Source organism: Telmatospirillum sp. J64-1 (assembly GCF_006980715.1).
Lineage (GTDB): Bacteria > Pseudomonadota > Alphaproteobacteria > Rhodospirillales > Magnetospirillaceae > Oleiliquidispirillum > Oleiliquidispirillum nitrogeniifigens.
Map to the genome: position 1 here is coordinate 228,081 of NZ_SBHN01000002.1, position 15,907 is coordinate 243,987.

The 15,907-nt window shown below is 61.9% G+C and carries 22 protein-coding genes; 5 read left to right on the forward strand and 17 right to left on the reverse strand.

Features of this window, described 5'->3' with window-relative positions; all coding sequences use genetic code 11:
* Both EPD66_RS24530 and EPD66_RS03380 read right to left on the reverse strand, forming a co-directional pair.
* A partial coding sequence (locus EPD66_RS24530; protein WP_255448351.1) for a toprim domain-containing protein occupies nucleotides 1–1,414 on the reverse strand: 1,414 nt, incomplete at its 3' end.
* A 3-nt stretch (nucleotides 1,415–1,417) separates the two neighbouring features.
* Nucleotides 1,418–1,666 (reverse strand): hypothetical protein, encoded by a 249-nt coding sequence (locus EPD66_RS03380; protein ID WP_142847065.1) that lies wholly within the window; start codon nucleotides 1,664–1,666, stop codon nucleotides 1,418–1,420.
* Between the two features lie 396 nt (nucleotides 1,667–2,062).
* On the opposite strand from EPD66_RS03380, the gene EPD66_RS03385 reads away from it, so the two are divergent.
* The 3 genes from EPD66_RS03385 to EPD66_RS03395 all read left to right on the forward strand — a co-directional run bounded on the left by EPD66_RS03385 (nucleotide 2,063) and on the right by EPD66_RS03395 (nucleotide 3,331).
* Nucleotides 2,063–2,605, forward strand: a complete 543-nt coding sequence (locus EPD66_RS03385; protein WP_142847066.1) for a hypothetical protein — start codon at nucleotides 2,063–2,065, stop codon at nucleotides 2,603–2,605.
* A gap of 87 nt (nucleotides 2,606–2,692) precedes the next feature.
* Nucleotides 2,693–2,881, forward strand: a complete 189-nt coding sequence (locus tag EPD66_RS03390; protein ID WP_142847067.1) for a type II toxin-antitoxin system HicA family toxin — start codon at nucleotides 2,693–2,695, stop codon at nucleotides 2,879–2,881.
* Between the two features lie 51 nt (nucleotides 2,882–2,932).
* Nucleotides 2,933–3,331 carry a type II toxin-antitoxin system HicB family antitoxin gene (locus EPD66_RS03395; protein ID WP_142847068.1) on the forward strand — a complete coding sequence of 133 codons (399 nt, stop codon included), beginning with the start codon at nucleotides 2,933–2,935 and terminating at the stop codon, nucleotides 3,329–3,331.
* Nucleotides 3,332–3,429: 98 nt separating this feature from the next.
* Here the strand turns inward: EPD66_RS03395 and EPD66_RS03400 are convergent, their stop codons facing one another.
* Nucleotides 3,430–3,660 carry an ogr/Delta-like zinc finger family protein gene (locus EPD66_RS03400; protein ID WP_142847069.1) on the reverse strand — a complete coding sequence of 77 codons (231 nt, stop codon included), beginning with the start codon at nucleotides 3,658–3,660 and terminating at the stop codon, nucleotides 3,430–3,432.
* Nucleotides 3,657–4,001: a helix-turn-helix domain-containing protein gene (locus EPD66_RS03405; RefSeq protein ID WP_221930859.1), complete on the reverse strand. Its 345-nt coding sequence runs from the start codon at nucleotides 3,999–4,001 to the stop codon at nucleotides 3,657–3,659. The genes EPD66_RS03400 and EPD66_RS03405 overlap by 4 nt, the downstream gene beginning before the upstream one ends.
* A gap of 29 nt (nucleotides 4,002–4,030) precedes the next feature.
* Here EPD66_RS03405 and EPD66_RS03410 point away from each other — a divergent pair, with 29 nt between their 5' ends.
* A complete protein-coding gene (locus EPD66_RS03410; protein ID WP_142847070.1) occupies nucleotides 4,031–4,483 on the forward strand; it encodes a hypothetical protein in 453 nt (150 codons plus the stop codon).
* Here the strand turns inward: EPD66_RS03410 and EPD66_RS24320 are convergent.
* Complete coding sequence (locus tag EPD66_RS24320; RefSeq protein ID WP_221930860.1) at nucleotides 4,461–4,622, reverse strand: hypothetical protein; 162 nt, start codon at nucleotides 4,620–4,622, stop codon at nucleotides 4,461–4,463. The two genes, EPD66_RS03410 and EPD66_RS24320, sit on opposite strands and share 23 nt — an antisense overlap.
* Before the next feature lie 185 nt (nucleotides 4,623–4,807).
* On the opposite strand from EPD66_RS24320, the gene EPD66_RS03415 reads away from it, so the two are divergent.
* The gene (locus EPD66_RS03415; protein ID WP_142847071.1) at nucleotides 4,808–5,746 is read left to right on the forward strand and encodes a hypothetical protein; all 939 of its coding nucleotides are present in this window, start codon (nucleotides 4,808–4,810) and stop codon (nucleotides 5,744–5,746) included.
* 19 nt (nucleotides 5,747–5,765) lie between these two features.
* On the opposite strand, the gene EPD66_RS03420 is transcribed toward EPD66_RS03415, so the two are convergent.
* From EPD66_RS03420 to EPD66_RS03470, 12 genes are read right to left on the reverse strand one after another with little or no spacing between them, the layout of a single operon-like run.
* A complete protein-coding gene (locus EPD66_RS03420) occupies nucleotides 5,766–6,740 on the reverse strand; it encodes a contractile injection system protein, VgrG/Pvc8 family (RefSeq protein WP_142847072.1) in 975 nt (324 codons plus the stop codon).
* Nucleotides 6,737–7,174, reverse strand: a complete 438-nt coding sequence (locus tag EPD66_RS03425) for a phage tail protein (RefSeq protein ID WP_142847073.1) — start codon at nucleotides 7,172–7,174, stop codon at nucleotides 6,737–6,739. Before EPD66_RS03425 ends, EPD66_RS03420 begins: the two co-directional genes overlap by 4 nt.
* Nucleotides 7,175–7,176: 2 nt before the next feature.
* Nucleotides 7,177–9,609: a phage tail tape measure protein gene (locus EPD66_RS03430; protein WP_142847074.1), complete on the reverse strand. Its 2,433-nt coding sequence runs from the start codon at nucleotides 9,607–9,609 to the stop codon at nucleotides 7,177–7,179.
* A 3-nt stretch (nucleotides 9,610–9,612) separates the two neighbouring features.
* Nucleotides 9,613–9,747 carry a hypothetical protein gene (locus EPD66_RS24535; protein WP_255448352.1) on the reverse strand — a complete coding sequence of 45 codons (135 nt, stop codon included), beginning with the start codon at nucleotides 9,745–9,747 and terminating at the stop codon, nucleotides 9,613–9,615.
* 44 nt (nucleotides 9,748–9,791) lie between these two features.
* Nucleotides 9,792–10,052 (reverse strand): phage tail assembly protein, encoded by a 261-nt coding sequence (locus tag EPD66_RS03435; RefSeq protein WP_142847075.1) that lies wholly within the window; start codon nucleotides 10,050–10,052, stop codon nucleotides 9,792–9,794.
* Nucleotides 10,053–10,080: 28 nt separating this feature from the next.
* Nucleotides 10,081–10,590, reverse strand: a complete 510-nt coding sequence (locus EPD66_RS03440; RefSeq protein WP_142847076.1) for a phage major tail tube protein — start codon at nucleotides 10,588–10,590, stop codon at nucleotides 10,081–10,083.
* A gap of 15 nt (nucleotides 10,591–10,605) precedes the next feature.
* A complete protein-coding gene (locus EPD66_RS03445; RefSeq protein ID WP_142847077.1) occupies nucleotides 10,606–11,772 on the reverse strand; it encodes a phage tail sheath protein in 1,167 nt (388 codons plus the stop codon).
* 3 nt (nucleotides 11,773–11,775) lie between these two features.
* On the reverse strand, nucleotides 11,776–12,306 hold the full coding sequence (locus tag EPD66_RS03450; RefSeq protein ID WP_142847078.1) for a DUF4376 domain-containing protein: 531 nt from the start codon (nucleotides 12,304–12,306) through the stop codon (nucleotides 11,776–11,778).
* Entirely contained in the window at nucleotides 12,299–14,062 is a 1,764-nt protein-coding gene (locus tag EPD66_RS03455; protein WP_142847079.1) for a phage tail protein, read from the reverse strand. Before EPD66_RS03455 ends, EPD66_RS03450 begins: the two co-directional genes overlap by 8 nt.
* Complete coding sequence (locus EPD66_RS03460; RefSeq protein WP_142847080.1) at nucleotides 14,059–14,682, reverse strand: phage tail protein I; 624 nt, start codon at nucleotides 14,680–14,682, stop codon at nucleotides 14,059–14,061. Before EPD66_RS03460 ends, EPD66_RS03455 begins: the two co-directional genes overlap by 4 nt.
* The gene (locus EPD66_RS03465) at nucleotides 14,675–15,574 is read right to left on the reverse strand and encodes a baseplate J/gp47 family protein (protein ID WP_142847081.1); all 900 of its coding nucleotides are present in this window, start codon (nucleotides 15,572–15,574) and stop codon (nucleotides 14,675–14,677) included. Before EPD66_RS03465 ends, EPD66_RS03460 begins: the two co-directional genes overlap by 8 nt.
* A complete protein-coding gene (locus tag EPD66_RS03470) occupies nucleotides 15,571–15,906 on the reverse strand; it encodes a GPW/gp25 family protein (RefSeq protein WP_142847082.1) in 336 nt (111 codons plus the stop codon). The genes EPD66_RS03465 and EPD66_RS03470 overlap by 4 nt, the downstream gene beginning before the upstream one ends.
* Nucleotide 15,907 lies beyond the last annotated feature (1 nt).

Below are 15,907 nucleotides of genomic sequence, written 5' to 3' on the forward strand. Positions count from 1 at the left end.
AAACGGCCAAGCTGGGGAAGACCCAGGCCTTGTGCTCTTTGCTGTAGCCGATGAAGGGCGTGGTTTCGACGATCTTGATGTCATCGAGATAATGCGAGACCAGCCAGTTCAACTGGCCCGTATTGCCGCTGAACAAAGCGCCTGGCGCGATGGACAGCAGGCGCTTCTTGAACTCGCTCGCCGCTGCCACCTGGCCGCCAGTGAAGGTGTTCTTGATGGTGTGGCGGCCATGGGGGAACTGGACACGGGTATAGTACCAGCTTTCGTCGGTCAGCTTGTTCTGCTGGAAATACAGGAACTCGATGTCGCAATTGGCGATGGTGAAGACCTTGGCCGACTTTTTCGCCGCCACCACCTCGTCGGGCACATCGGGATCGGGATTAGGGATCGTGCCGTCTTCGATTGCCTTCAGATTGGCGGCATAGATGTCGTCGGGCAGTTCCCACCAGAAGGTGCGGTAATCGTGCTTCACGGCGAAGGCGCGGGAGCCATAGCGCTGCCAGATCAGCAGCCCCTTTTCCATGGCGTTCGCCGCCAATAGCAGGTCGCCGTGGAAGCGATACCGTTCGACATCCTTCGGCTCCAGCTCACCGGCCAGATGCAGATCGTTCCAGTCGGTCTTCTTACGCCCCTTCTGCGGGATCAAGGCGCAACGGTTCTCGAAGCCTTCCTGGTGGGCCCGGGCAATATGCTTCTTGGTGTACTTCTTCCCGGCGGCATCGTTGTCCAGCGCCCAGACCAAGGTGACATCCTTGGTCGACAAGGCATCCAGCATGGTGGCCGGATAGTTGTTGCAGGACAGGATGGCCACCGCCTTGATGCCGTGCATATGCAGGGCGATGGCGTCCAGGCATCCCTCGACCAGCCAGATCTCGTCACCATCCTCGACCGCCATGCCGGGCGGCTGCCACCACAGACCCTTGTGGGGGCCTACGAAGTTGGCCTTGCGCTCTTCGGTCGTGCCGTCTTCTTCCGTGACTCGCACGGTCTCTATCAGGCGCTCCATCCAGATGCCGTTTGTCCGGTCCAGATCGAAGACGACGGTGGCGGTGGTGCGGTTGCCCCTGGGGTGGGAATAATGGCCCTGGCGATACCAGCCCTTGATCTTGGATGGCGTGAAGCCGCGGACAAAGGCCATATAGGCGTCGGCCGTGGCATTGGGGTCTTCGGTGGTGGCGGGGAAGCGCTCGTTGAACTTGCCGAAGGCGTCGGGATAGAGCTCCTTCGTCGTGGCCGACCAGCCGCATTTGTTCTCGCGGCCGCATTTCACGACCCAAGGGGTCTCGGCCGATGTGAACACTTCCTTGTGGTTACACTTGGGGCAGGTGCCCTGCTGCAGCCATTGCCCGCGTTCCTTGAATCGGAAGTCGGACTTCAGGCGGCGCAGGACATCCTCGCGGATGTCCTCTCGCATGGCTCAGCCTTCGGTCGTCTCGGTGGTGTCGGGGCCGGTCTGCGCCAGCAGGTCCTGCAGGAAGACGACCGCGCTCAGCGCCTCGCGCCCCATGGCGATGGCCGAGGCCTCGACCTGGGCGGCAAATTCGTAATGTCCGGCAAGGCGGGCGCGATCGGCCATGTCGGCGCGGGTGATGGCGACGGCAGCCAGCATGCGGGCGACCCGCAGCAATTGGCGAAGGCGCACTTCGGGTATGGGGATGTCGGTCATGACAGAAGCCCTTTCGGTGGCGTGAAGAACGCACCACCAGAATGGCTTCTTACGACCGCGCTGGTGGCGGGAGGGTAAGAACCCAAGGAACCTGCCGAAAGTCAGGACTTGAGCGGGCTTATTCCCCTTGCGGGTGTTGTATTCGCCGCCCTCCCGCCGAAGCGAGACACGCCCCGGACAGAATCCGGGCGTAAGAATAGCCGCATACTGTCGGGGCGGCCATCCGCTTTCGGTGTTCCAGGAGGTTCTTACGCCTCCAAAAGGCACGATAGGCCGGGCGGCGCGGCTGTGCAAGAACATCCATTCAACATTGTTGAAAGAACCGGCTGGACTCCCGCAATGAGGGTGGGCACGCTCATCCGAAAGTTTTGCAACAAGGGAGGGAAGGACAGAGCGATGAGTGATGGTTTCGAGGCGCTGATGGCCGAGGTCCAAAGCGGGAAGCGAGGAACGCCGCGCCTGCTTTCCTTCGATGCCCCTGCGGACGGCGATCTGACCGGCGTCGCTATGGGAATCGGCTATAGAGATTCGTCCGGCACCAATAGCCGCCGCTGGGTCACCGTTCGCAGCATCGACCCTGTTTATGAAGGCACCATGTTCGCTTATTGCTGGAAGAGGCGAAGCCTGCGGACCTTTCGTCTGGACCGTATCAGCGAGATTGTGGACGGCGACGGCGAGGTCATGGACGCGCAAGACTTCTGGGAAGCGTTGGGCTATCGAAAAAGCCTCAACATCTCTCAACGTCAGACACAGGCAGTGTACAGTTCCAGCACCAACGACAGAACTGCCGGAGGTCTGGGGGCATGGATTGCCGCTCAGAACGCGGCTGAAACGGCCCGAACTGCCCAGGCAAAACCGCAACAACCCAAGCGAGCCAAGCTGATGAGGGGAGCAGCCATTTTGACTGTAATTGCTATTATTGCTTTGGCCCTCTTTTGAGGAAGGTGTGTGCTGCACACACTTATCCGCTTGCGCCCCCTCGTCAACTATGTGTATCATACACACATAAGCAACGAGGACAGGGGAATGGACAGCAGAGAGATCATCCGAAGGCTCGAAGCCGATGGGTGGTATCTGGTCAGGGTCAACGGCAGCCATCACCACTACCGCCACCCGACAAAGCCAGGAACCACCACGGTGCCCCACCCCAAGAAGGACATGAAGGTCGGGACCGTCAGGAGCATCGAGAAACAGGCCGGGGTGAAGCTGCGATAAGCAGCTTCCTTCCCCTTCTTTGCAACCATTCCCAACAGCGGAGACAGTGACATGCGCCGACGCTATGTGGGCATCATCGAGCGGGGCGAGGAGCCCGGCTACAGCATCTTCTTTCCCGACTTTCCCGGCTGCGGAAGTGCGGGCGACAGCATCGAGGAAACGGTCGAGATGGGCCAGGAAGCCCTGACGGGGCATATCGCCGTCATGGCCGAATACGGCGACCCCATTCCCGATCCGACCCCGCTGGACAAGATCGAGGTCGACGCCGACGTACAGGAAGTGGTCCGGGTGCTGATTGAAGTCGGCGTGCCGGGCCGAGTGAAACGAATCAACATCACCATGGACGAAAACCTCATCGAGGAAATCGACCGGGTTGCCGGGGAAGGCAAGCGCTCGGCCTTCCTGGCCGATGCTGCCCGCCACGCCCTGGCAGCACAGCGCCTGGCCTGAGCGAGTGGCGACAGGATGGGGGGCGGATAGTCGTGCCCCCTGCCCTGCCCCATAAGCCGGTATTGCCGTCTGGTACATGCTGATCCCCCGTTGAGCGACTAGGCCAGAACCGGGATGCGGACGTCATCGCATGGCGCCGCGCTGGGTGCGAGGGTGCGCACCGGCGTCACGGACGCGACGAAGATATGGCCGCATTTCGGGTTCTGGCAGACATAGGTGACTTCCCGGTACATCCGCGAAATCTGCTTGGTCTTGACCGTCTTGCAGTCGGTTTCGCAGTGCGGGCACTGGGTCTTGTTGCTGGATTTCGGCATGGCGATCACCTTCACGACGGAGGTTCCTCGCCACTAGCTGTCGGATATCGGCTCGGCCAGATTTCCTCGGGCTTCTTGCCGATGGCTTTGGCGATGGCCTGTTCGGCCTTGGGCCAATGCCGCTTTAGGGCGACCGATCCGGCGGTACGGTCGAGGCCCGCGTTACGGGCGACACTGCTGAGACTGAGCCCCCTCAGCGCCAGTTCCGCCTTGATTTTTTCTCTCGCCCAATCGTTGTGCATGGTTGCCTCTCGAGTAAAATCGAGGGATGTTTTCAACATCGTTGAACGGATACCGATTAAAATCGGTATTTGCAAGCGCAAATGGCGAAGATAGTCGCCAATTTGGCGAATCATGTCGATCTTAATCGTGATGCGGTGCCCTGATGGACGATGTTGAGACCTACCGGCGCGAGCTGGGCGAACGCCTGGCGGTAGTGATGGCGCGCTTTGCCAGCAAAGGCGCAGCTGCCCAGGCGGCCGGCGTTACCACGGAACAGTTCAACAAATGGCTGGCGGGATCGGTGAAGGTGCCTGCCGAGGGGCTATGGCGCTTGGCGAAGGCAGCCAAGATCGATTTCAAATGGCTATGCGCCGGTGGCGGCGCCGATCTGGCCGTGCATCCCGACAAGAATCGAGCCTTGCGGGCCGACGTGATGTCCGACGTGCTGCAGGCGATGATCGGCGCCACCCAGGATGGCGATGTCATCTATGCCAGTCCGGCCAAATTTTCGGAGCTGGCGCTGGCCCTACACGATTATGTGGTCGACCAGCGCAGCAACAATGGCCCCGTCGATCTGGCCAGCATGGGCAACATCATACGGCTCGCGTCACGATGACCAGCATGGACGCGGCGGTAATCGCCAGGATGGCCAGCTTGACCAGCGCATCGATGGCCGGGTCGCCCGGTTGAGGCGCCGGTTTCTTTACGGGTTTGATGCTGCCCCGGATCAGATCTTCGAGGTCTTTGCGCTCCATATCATCCTCTCTTTTTTTGTTACTGGCGCATGGGGCATGCGCCGAGAGGGCGTCACGGATGACGGAGAAACGAGCGGGGTCAATGACAGACTGCTCCATGACTGCCATAAAAATCGTGACCACATGATAATAGATTTTATGTCTTGTTGGAGAGAATGTTATTATTACTTAGAAAGAGGAATGCTATGCGGGACTTGAAAGAATGGGCTGAAGAATTAGCTAGCAAGAACATTCACGAAGCAGGGATGAGAATTAACTACCCCGCTCTGCGAAAGGGTATTGAAGATGCTCTTCGAGAGGCAAGGGAGGAAGGGAGGGCGACAGAGGCTCAAGAGACTAAACAAATAATAAGAGAGGAAAAAAATAAATTTATATCAAATTCTTTTCCAGATCTTCGTCGCTTGAGGAAAGGAGACAGCCCATATCGGGACCGAGTAGTGGCTTATTTTGACGTTCTCGGCTTCTCAAAATTTGTATGCGATACAGAGGTTGACTCCCAAAAAAGTGGAATAGAAAAACTTAAAAACATGCTCCTTCGCCTCAAAAACGAGCATGATTTTATCTACAAAATAATGAAAGATAATAGGGATGACAGCTGGATTGATATGTCATTTTTTTCAGACTCTATTGTTATATCAGGATCGAAAGAAAAATTATGGTTTGTTTTTAGAGAGGTTGGGAATTTAATTTGCTTCCTGCTTAAAATGGGCCTGCCCTGCAGAGGAGCAGTTTCCTTTGGATCTTTTCACCATGATAAAGATTTTCTTATGGGTCCAGCCCTGGTCGAGGCACATAAAATTGAAAGCGAATGCGCCATCTATCCCCGCATTCTCTTGACGCAGGAGGTCGTGGACCTCTGGGAAAGGTATGTGGAGAATGAATTACAAAACGTGAGAGCAGATAAAGCTGCGGTCATCCAAAAAGATGCTGATGGATGGTGGATGCTGAATTACCTTCACCCAGAATGGATAGGTTTATCAGAAAGTCCGTCTCCTGAGGATATTAGGGAGGCAATCTGCCAACGCCTTAAAGAGGAAAATTCGCCAAAGATAAGAGCAAAATATTCCTGGCTGGCTAATTATTTTAATAGGGAACTTGGGGGATGCAACCCTATTACAATTTAACTTCATTCACAGAAAATTCTCACCCCGCCGTCTGCGCCGTCACCTCGGTGACATAGCCGCCATCGGCGATGGTATGCACCACTTCGCCCGCCAGCCATTGGGTGTTGTCGATCTCGGGCCGCCAGCCTGACAGGGTGAGCGGCCGGTTGGCGATGATCTCGGGGCGGCCCTTGGCCAGCGAAAGGCGGATTTCCTTCTGCCCCCGGCGCAGGCGCGCCAGTTCCGCATTGGCCGCCGCCTGCGCTTCCTCTTCCGTCGGAAAGTCCCGTTTCAGCGTCTTCATGCTGCCCCCCTCCTCGCCCGCGATGGCGTAGAGGGTGGCGGAGCTGAAGAGATAGCGCCACTTCGCGCGCACGCCGGTATAGGAGCCGCGATCGGCGATGGTGAAGTCGTGGCGGTCGGTGTCGGCCCGAGTGACCAGCACCGGGGTCAGGGGGCGACCGCTCAAGGTCACAGGATGCCCGGACGGCATGAACAGCAGGTGATCGCCCTTGATGGTGGCGATGGCGTCATAGTCCTGGCCCAGGCGGGTCAGGAAATTGGCGTCGCTTTCGTTGGTCTGGTCGATATGGGCGATGGCGATTGCTGCCAGCCCCGCCTCGATGGCCGGAACCAGGTTGTTGCGCCTGGCGATGGCCGTCAGGATCTCGCCCAGGGTCAGGCCGTCATAGGCTTCCTCGCGCTGGTCCTTCAGCGGCCCCTGGAACTGAGCCGCCCGAGCGCGGATGGTAAGGACATCCGGCGGGCCGGAATGGGAAACCTCGTCCACCTGGAAGCTGCCCTTCTCGACCAGCTCGCCCTGCCAACCGATGGCCACGCGCAGCGTGGCACCCCGGCGGGGCAAGTTCAGGGCGCCGTCGGCATCGGAGAGGACGATTTCCACCTCGTCGGCCTCCATACCCGGCTTGTCGGTCAGGCGCAGGCTGATCATGCGCTTCGCCAAGCGCCCCGTAACGTCGATGGTATCGGCGGTGATGCAGAAGGCAGGGATCATCGGTTCTCCGGCATGCTATCCATCAAATTGCCCAACCGATCTGAGGATTCATCCCAATAGCGGGTCAGCTTCAGCGTGAAGGAAATACGCCGCGCCAAACCCGGCCCGGCGAAATGGCTTTGGGTTTCCTCGACGGACTGGATAAACCATTTGCCCAGGTTCTCGCCCTGGCCGCTGACCAGGATCCACGCCTTGCCATCGGCCTGCATGTCCCGCAGCTTGTCGAGATTGGCCGCATCGCCCGTCAGTTCGGGCATCAAGACGCCATCCAGGGTGATGCTGTCCTCGCCCGGTCCAAGATGCTGGTAGGCCGGGCCGGTGCCCACCGGGTTCCTGCTTTCCCAGCGTTCCTGAGTGGATCGCTTGAGCTCGTTGAAGGGGGCGGTGTTGAGGCCGAAGGTGAAAAGGCCCAAGGCCATGAGAGGCGCGGACATCACTATTCAGTCCCATCATAGAGGCGGTTACGGGCGGCGGCGCGGTCGCGGGATTGGGCGAGTTCAAGCTGCCGCCGGACCTCGCGCGCCAGGGCGGCCTCGTCCATGCCGGGGGCCGGGTTTACCGTGATCTGGATGTGCTGGGTAACAGGTGCCGGGGCCTGTGCCGCCGCCGCGACGGGCGACGTAGCCGCAACGGCAGCCACCGCCGCCACCGCCGTCGTGCGGATGGGACGCGGCTCCTGGATGGCTGGCGGCGCGGCGATCGTCGAAGACGGCACAGCACTGACTTGGCCATTCCCCCCGCCAAATAGCCCACCCAACTTATCGCTCAGCCAGGAAATCGGCGCCTTCACTGCTTCAAGCCTGCCCAGGACGAAGTCCCAAGCAGCCGTGAACATTCCGGTGATGCCTTCCCATAGGCCGCTGAAGAAACCCTGGATCGGTTCCCAGGCCGCGACAATCAGCCCCAGGGGCGTGAAGCTAAGCAGGGTCTGGATGACGGTCCAGGCGCTGGAGAAGCGCGCGGTGATGGCATCCCACAGGCCGGTGAAGAACCCCTTGATCGGCTCCCAAAAGGTGTAGATCAGCAGCGCCGCACCGGCGATCCCCATCACCACCAGGCCGATGGGGTTGGCCAGCAGGGCAGCGCTGATCGCCTTGATGCCGGCGGCCACCACCGGCAGCCCTCCCCCCAGGAGACCGGCCTTGATGCCGATGGCCGTCAGGGCAAAGCGCATCATGGCGAAGGGGCCGAGAATACCGGCAATGGCGATGGCCAGCGTGCCGCCCAGGAAGACCAGGCCGGCGACGATGGCCGCCACCCGGGTCAGGCCTGCGGCAAGCCGCGGATTTTCCTGAACCCAGCCCTGTACCGCACGCACCGCCCTTGTCGCCGTCTGGGTCAGGTCGCGTATGGGACTGATGTTCAATTCCGTCAGGGTGATGTTCAGGCCCTCGATGGCGCTGCCGAATTCCTTGATATCGCCGGCGGCATTGTCGCCCATGGCCCTGGCGATCCGGCTGACTTCGCCTTCGCTGTTGCGCAGGATATCGGTGAATTTGGCAATGGCGCCGGAACCGCCTTCAGAAACCAGTTGGGCCATGGCGGCACCGGCTTCCTCGCCGGCGATCGCCTTGAAGGCGGCGATGCGGTCGGCATTACCCAGATCTTCCGTGGCCTTCGCCACATCGGCCAGGATATCGGTCATCGAGCGCAGATCGCCGGTCGCCGTGCGGGTAGTGACGCCCAGCGTCCTTAGCGCCTGAATACCAGCCGTGGGAGGAGCGGCCAAGCGGTTGTGGAGGGCGCGCAGGGCCGTGCCCGCCTGGGATCCCTGGATACCGACATTGCCCAGCAAGCCGGTCAACGCCGCCGCCTCTTCCACCGACGTCCCGAGTTCCTTGGCGATGGGCGCCACGTATTTCATGGATTCGCCCAGCATCTGCATATTGACGTTCGACCGGGTGAAGGTCGCCGCCATCACATCACCCACCCGGGACATTTCCGACGCCTCGAGCCCGAAGCCGGACAAGATGTTCGAGGCGATATCCGCCGTCTGTGCCAGATCGGTGTTGCCGGCCTTCGCCAAGTCGAGCATGCCGGGCATGGCGGCCAGGATGTCGTTGGCCTCGAACCCCGCCATGGCGAGGAATTGCATCCCCCCGGCGGCTTCGGAAGCACTGAAGCTGGTGGCCGCGCCCAATTCCTGGGCCTGACGCTTCAGGGCCTGGAAAGCCTCGCTGGTCTTGTCCAGGCGCGCCAGGGCGCCCACGGCCGACATGGATTCCTCGAAATTGATCCCTGCCCCCGCCACCTTGGAGCCAATGGCCAAGGCACTGCCGCCGGCCGCCACCCCTGCGGCGCCGGTAACGGCAATGCTTTGCTGTCGGGCCAGGGTCTTGTCCATGCGCGCGCGCGCCTTGGCCAGCGCGTCGGCTTGCTTTCTGGCCCGGTCGAAAGCCTGTGCCTGCTGATCAGCGGCCCGGCGCGCGGCATCCAGATCACTGCGCAGGCGGCGCTGCGCGGTGGACAGTTGCTTGGTGTCGATACCTGCGGCCGCCAGCCTGCGCCGCATCTCCTGGGTGGCCAGGGCATTGGCCTGCTTGGCTTGCCCCAATTGGGCAGCCTCGCGCTTGGCCGCCGCGAATTCCGAGCGCATGGCCTTGGTGACACGATCCGCCTGGGACATTTCGCGCGCCAGGCGGCCGACTTTCGCCTGCGCCTGGTCGAAGGCAGTGGCATTGGTCCGGGCATCGGCCTTGAGGCGGCGGAACGCCTCAAGGTCGGCCGAAGTCTTTTCGAGAGACCTGACCCGCTGCGCCGTTTCCGACATCGCCCCCCGCAGACTGTCAGTAGATTGGCGAGCCTGGCGGAAGGGCTTGCTGATGCGGTCCACCGCATCCAGGAAGATTTGTAGTTTCAGGCTGGCCATTTCTTACCCCTTGGCGGCCTTGACGGCCTCGGCCTCCATTTCCAGGAAGGTCACAGCGAGGTCATAGGCTTCGGCAAGACGGTCGAGCGGAAGGGAATCGAAGACGGCCGGGGGGAAAGATCCGGGGAATGTCCGCATGATCACCCCCCAGGCCATCAAGGTATCGTCCGGCAGAGGCCGGGTCAGTCCGTGAAAAAACCCGAAACCTCTTCGATCAGCCGAAGCGTGTCGGCGGCATCCATGGCGGCGAGTTGGCCGGCAGTGATCTGCGGCGTGGCAATACGCGGCACGATCGCCAGCAGGGTATCGACTTCCATGTCATGCAGCCCGCGCAGCTTGATGCCGCGCAGGTCGCCGGCCATGGGACGGCGCAGGGTGATCTCGGTCAGATCCTTGTCGCCATAGGGGATCGGATTGCTGAAGGTGAAGGGCTTGGTGTTCATGTCGGTTCATCCTGTACGGGCATAAGGATCAGGAAAGCCCCAGGGCGCGCAGCACCTGGGAGGATCGGTTGACGCCGTTGACGATCTCGGTGCCGCCGACCAGGTCGATCTCGATCAGGGGATTCCCGTTGACGCTGTAGCGGTAATAGGTCAGCGGCATCTCGACCTTGGGCTTGGTAAGTTCGCCCGCCTTGGCAGTGCCGGGTTCGAACTTCTGGATGCGGCCACGTACCGAAACCTCGATCGCATCGCTGGCCGAACTGTCGTCGGCCATGGCCGCGCCGAGGAAGCGCAGGCCGGTGCCGGAGGCCTCGGTCACGCCCCAGGCTTCGAGGATATGCGCGTTGTGTTCGGCCAGCGTGAAGTCCAGACGCAGGGCGGCCATGCCGAGGTCAAGGGAAACCGGCCCCAGCATGGCGGCGCCGCGATATTCCTCCATCTGCCGCTCGAGGACAGGCAGGGTGATCTCCTCGACCAAGCCCGCCAGGGGATGGCCCTCGAAGATGACATTGAAGTTGTAGAGCTTCTTGGGAAGCATGTCGGGAGCCCTCCTTTAGGCGGCCATCTGGGCGGCAAAGTCGATCAGGTAGTCGTCGGTGATGCGCTGTTCGAACATCAGGTTTTCGAGCGGCGGCACCGGCGTGTAGTCGTAGCTGATGGTCAGCTTTCCGTCCTTCAGCTGTTCCTTGGAATTCTTGGCCGGATCGAACCAAGCGCCGCCGCCGATCAGGTACTGGTTCAGTACCAATTCCCGGATCTTGGCGTTGACGCCTTCCACGATGTCGCGGGCAAGCGTCGGGTGCATGGGCTTGTCGACCGCCCAGAAATGCGCCTCGGCCATCGTCTCGGCGAGGACCTGGGCGGTACGGGTGGAGCTTTCGAAGGCGAAGAGAGGATCGGCCGAACAGGTGCGCGAGCCCCAGAACCGATAGCCCTTGTTGTTGATCAGCGTGGTGACGTCGGCAGCGTTGAGGTAACCGGCATCGGTCGACGGCGACTGCAGGTCCCAGAAGACATCCTTGCTGATGCCGGTGACGCCATTGACGGGCACGTTGGAGAGGGTCTTGTGCCAGCCAACATCCTGGTCGATCTGCGCGCGCAGGCCCAAGGCACGGGCGGTGGCCCAGTCCGTGCGGTCGGCATTGGCCACGGTGTCCCAGTTCACGAAGTCCGGCCAGATGACCATAATCTCGCGGTGGCCGAAATTATCGCGGTACAGGGCCGCCGCTTCCATGGTCTCGCATTCCCAGGCCGAGACATAGGCGAAGCTGCGGGTCAGCTGGGCGATGGCGGCAAGTTCGGTCGCCACCGGCAGGGAATCGAGACCAGGCGCGCCCAGGATCCGCGGCTGAACGCCGAACATGGCCTTGGCAGCAGTCAGGGCCTGCAGGCCGGTCTTGCGGCCATCGACCACGCCACCGATCACATTGCTGGTGGTTTCGGCCATATCCTCGCCTTCCTCCACCCGCACCACGATGGTCAGGGGCGAGCCGTGATCCTTGATGGCATCAAGCACATAAGGCAGCGTGCCGCTGGAACCCGCCGCCCCCAGGGCCCCCATGACATCGGTGATCAGGACGGGGCGGTTCAGCGGAAAGCGGACGGGATCGGCATCCGGCCCGGTGGCGACGAACCCGATGACAGCGGTTTCAATGGTTCGGATCGGCCGCGTGCCTTCCGAGATCTCGATGACGCGTACACCGTGATGGTAATCGGACATGGGCTATTCCCCCTGGGGCTCCAGCGCCGCAAAGGCGCTGTCGATCTGTTCGAGAGTGGTGATGGTTCCGCCTTTGATGCCGGCGGCAAGCTGCGCCTCAAGGGCGAAGCATTGAAGGACATGCTGGCGGGCCTGGATGGCCATTTCCTGCATTTGCTGGTTGGAAATGGGTTCAAAGCCGTGGGGAAATTTCCACAGTTCGTCGGCGCTGCGGATGCCCAGGGCTATGGCCTGCAGTTCAGCCAAGTATTTTGCTTGGCTGGCTTCATCGGTGCGCAAATGCCAGCCGTTCCAGAGGGTCCCGCCGATTTCGGCCTGCCAGCGCCGTGCGGCCAAATAATCAAGCAGGTCCTCGCGAGCGAGCGGCGGAGCAGGCATCTCGACCCACTCGCCACCCTTCCATTCGTGGTTGGGTGATGGTCGCAGCGGCACCTCAATCGTGCCCTCGGGATAGGACTCGCGGATGTCCTCGGGGACCTCGCCGATGGCCTGCCAATAGCCGCGTTCGGGATGATAAAATCCGCGCTCAGACATTTATTGTCTCCGCCCAATAAAAAATCCCACCGCCCTCAACACGATAATAGTGCCTTGGCGGAATTATTACGTTGACGTTGCCGTTATAACTATTACCAATGTTATTGCCCCCGGCATTGCCCACAGTTGTCCATACAGAATTGTCAGGAGACACTTTAAAGGCTTGGGCTCCTGTGCTTGAGCCTCGCCCCATAACAGCTACCTGCATGGATCTGTTGGTGGGGTTTTGGTATGTCGTGTTGATCTGCCGCTGCGCCGAAACATCCTGCCAAGTTTGTCCCTGGCCTAATCCACCGCCCAGCGCAGCGATGGCCTGCGCTACGCGCTGAGGCGTCATCAACTTGGCGCTGTTGGTGCCGGCCTGGGCCTCGGCCTGGGTGGCGATGTCGATATTGTGGGTGTGGCTCTCCGCGGTCGCCGCATTGGTGGTGGTGGCCGTCAGGGTGCCGGGCGTGCCCAGGGCGAGGGTGCGGTTGGCCGAGAGGTCGCCGCCGCCGACCAACCCATTGCCGGCAGTGATGGTGCGTCCGGCCGGCGTGCCTCCCAGATTGGACAGGGCTGCGGCGGCCGAGGTCGCCCCCGTGCCGCCCCGGGCAACGGTCAAGGTGCCGGAGGTGCCGTTAACAATATTGATCAAGCCGACCAGCGCGGAGATGGCCTGCGCCACGCGCTGGGGCGTCATTAATTTGGTCGTGTTCGTCCCCGCCTCGGCCTCGGCCTGAGTGGCGATGTCGATATTGTGGGTGTGGCTCTCGGCAGTCGCCGCGTTGGTGGTGGTGGCCGTCAGGGTGCCGGGCGTTCCCAAGGCGATGGATCGGTTTGCCGAGAGATCGCCGCCCCCGGTCAACCCATTGCCGGCGGAGATCATGGTAGCGGCGCCGGCGGCACCAAGATTGTTCCGAGCCCCTGCAGCAGTAGTCGCGCCGGTGCCTCCTTTTGCCAGCGGAAGAGTCGGCAATCGATCGACCGGCACAGTCCCGGCATTCAGATTGTCGGCATTGCGATAGCGACCATCCAGCGCCGTCTGAGCAAGGTGTTCCGGCAGATGAGAGGGGACGGCAGCCTTCAGCGCCGCAGGCGTCACCGCCTTCGTAGTGTTGCTTCCCGCCTGGGCCTCGGCTGAGCTTGCCAGGGCAACCATTCCCTTGGCCGATGTCGTTGCACCAGGATGGTTGCGGCTGCCTTCATGCTCCTCGATCCCGGCCGCAAGCAAGCGAGCGACCGCAGCGGTGAGCTGGGTCGGATCGGCGTTGGCCCATTCCAGCCCCCCTGTCTCGACGGTATGCCGAACCTTGCCTTCGAGCTGCGCCAGGTCGAGCGCCATGCCGCCCTGCCCGGCATCATCGGCAATCACGACCGTGATCGAAGAATCGGGCAGAGCCGTCCAGGCGAAGGAGAATTTGAAGAACCAGGGGGTCGCGCCGCCGATCCAGCCAAGGGGGATTTCAGGATCCGACCAAAGGCCAAGCAAGGTCCCGTCTTCCAGGAAATAGCCCATCTCGCGGATGAAGAAGTCCGGTCCCTCTGCCGGAACCACCCCTTGCAACAGCACCTGGTTGAGCCCCAGCGGCCCGCCTGCCGTCAAAGCCACACGTGCCTTCTCGCCGCGCAAAGACACGGCGTCGGCCGAGGGCTCATAGCCCTGGTCGCCGATCGCCACATGAGTGATCTTCGCCTGCAGGCCCTGGCCATGTGCGGCCGCGACAGCAGCCATGCCTGCATCGGTCAGCTTGATGTTGAGCGTAACGTCGGTCATACGGCCCTCGTGGTGGCTTTGGTGCGGGGAGCGACATGGGTACCGGCGGCCAAGCCGATCATGGCCGAGGCTCCGTCACGGCCACCGCCAGTCGCCGTGGCGTCGATCCACTGGCGCGGTACGCAGACTGCCGCCATTCCCATGCCGGCACCGTGTTCGGCGCCTGCGCGAATGTGGAAATGCGACCTGGTGTTCTTGGCTGCCTGGATGCTGGCCAGCGCGTCACGGAAAAGATCCTGGTCGAGCAGGGCCTGCGATCCATTGACGAAGAAATCGACCTGGAAGGTGCCGGGCTGCCCTGGCGGCTGCTGCTCGAACCATTCCGACATCGTGAAGGAACAGCCCAGACTGGACAGTGCCGTCTCGACGGCATGCGGCGTGCCGCGAGTAGCATTGATTTCCGGTGCAGCCGCAATGACGGCCCTCTTGACCGCTTCCGGCCAGGAGGGATTCCAGATCAGGACGCGATGGCGCCAGGCCAGCCAGGGCAACAGATCGGCCGGACAGCGCCGGGGATCGAACAACTGGTCCACCGGAACATCCAGGCCCCCGATCCGCGCCGTCACCTCGGAGAGATCGCGTTCCAGCGGGGTCGCATTGGGCGGCAGGAGATCAGCCATTGCCGCCACCGTTCAGGCTGATGGAAATCGAGTTGCACCAGACCGCCTGGTGGGAGGCCGGATTGATATCGGCCTGCGGGCTGTCCAGGATCACGCGCTTGACGCCCGGCACCGTAAGGGCTGCCTTCAAACCGGAATCGGTATGGGGATCGCCGAGACGATGATGGTCTTGCACATAGGCCTGTGCCTGCTTCCTGCTGGCGGCCAGTACCACCTCGGCATCCGGCCCGGGGTAAAGGTCGATGCGCGCAACCAGATCGTATTCGACGATCTCGGCCGCCTGGACGGTGACGCGATCGGTCAGCGGGCGAACCTTCTTCCCCTGCAGCGCCGCCTCGACCACAGTCAGCAATTCGGGCGAGGGAATGCCCTTGCCCTCGATCGACAGGATCGTCACCACCACCTCGACCGGCGCAGGGCTTTCGACCGCGACATCCTTAACCTGCGGCGAGGCATCCAAGGCGTGGCTGATATAGGCGCCGTCCGGCCCGGCCACCGACAGGCTTTCCGGGGCGAGCATGATGCGCTGCTTGAAGCGTTCATCGCTTTCCATGACCGGCGGCCTGGGCGGGATGGCATGCGGGTCACCCGGATCCACGACCTGGCGCTGGACCGGATAGGGCCATGCGGCCAGATGATCGAGATCCGCTCCCTTGGCCGTAGCCAGCATGACGGCGCGGGCGGCGTCGTTGACACGCTGACGAAGCAACATTTCGCGATAGGCGGCGACTTCCAGCAGCTTGATCGCCGGATCCGATTCCATGATGGCCGTGTATTCGCCGCGAGCTTTCAGATCGGCGATCATCTCGGCCAGGATGTCCTCGTAGGACAGGGCCTCGACGACATCGGGGGGCGGCAGCTGGTCTAGCTTGATCTGGCTGAAGGTGGTCATAGCACCACCTCGACCGGCGACAAGGCCTCGCCGGTGGAACGGACGATGGTGCGGATCGTGACCACGGCGCGCCCGTCCGCGCCAGGGCTGACCCGCGCGGAAGCCATATGGACCCGGGGTTCCCAGCGTTCGAGGGCATCGGCCACGGCGGCCACCATGCGCAGGCCGCCGACGGCATTGCCGGGGGCGTCGACCAAGTCGAAGACATGGGCGCCATAGCTGCGGCGCATCAGGCGCGTACCGATCGGCGTGGTCAGGATGTCGCCGATGGACTGGCGAATGTGGTCGATCTCTGACAGAGAGGCGCCGCTGTGTCGGTTCATGCCGGGCATT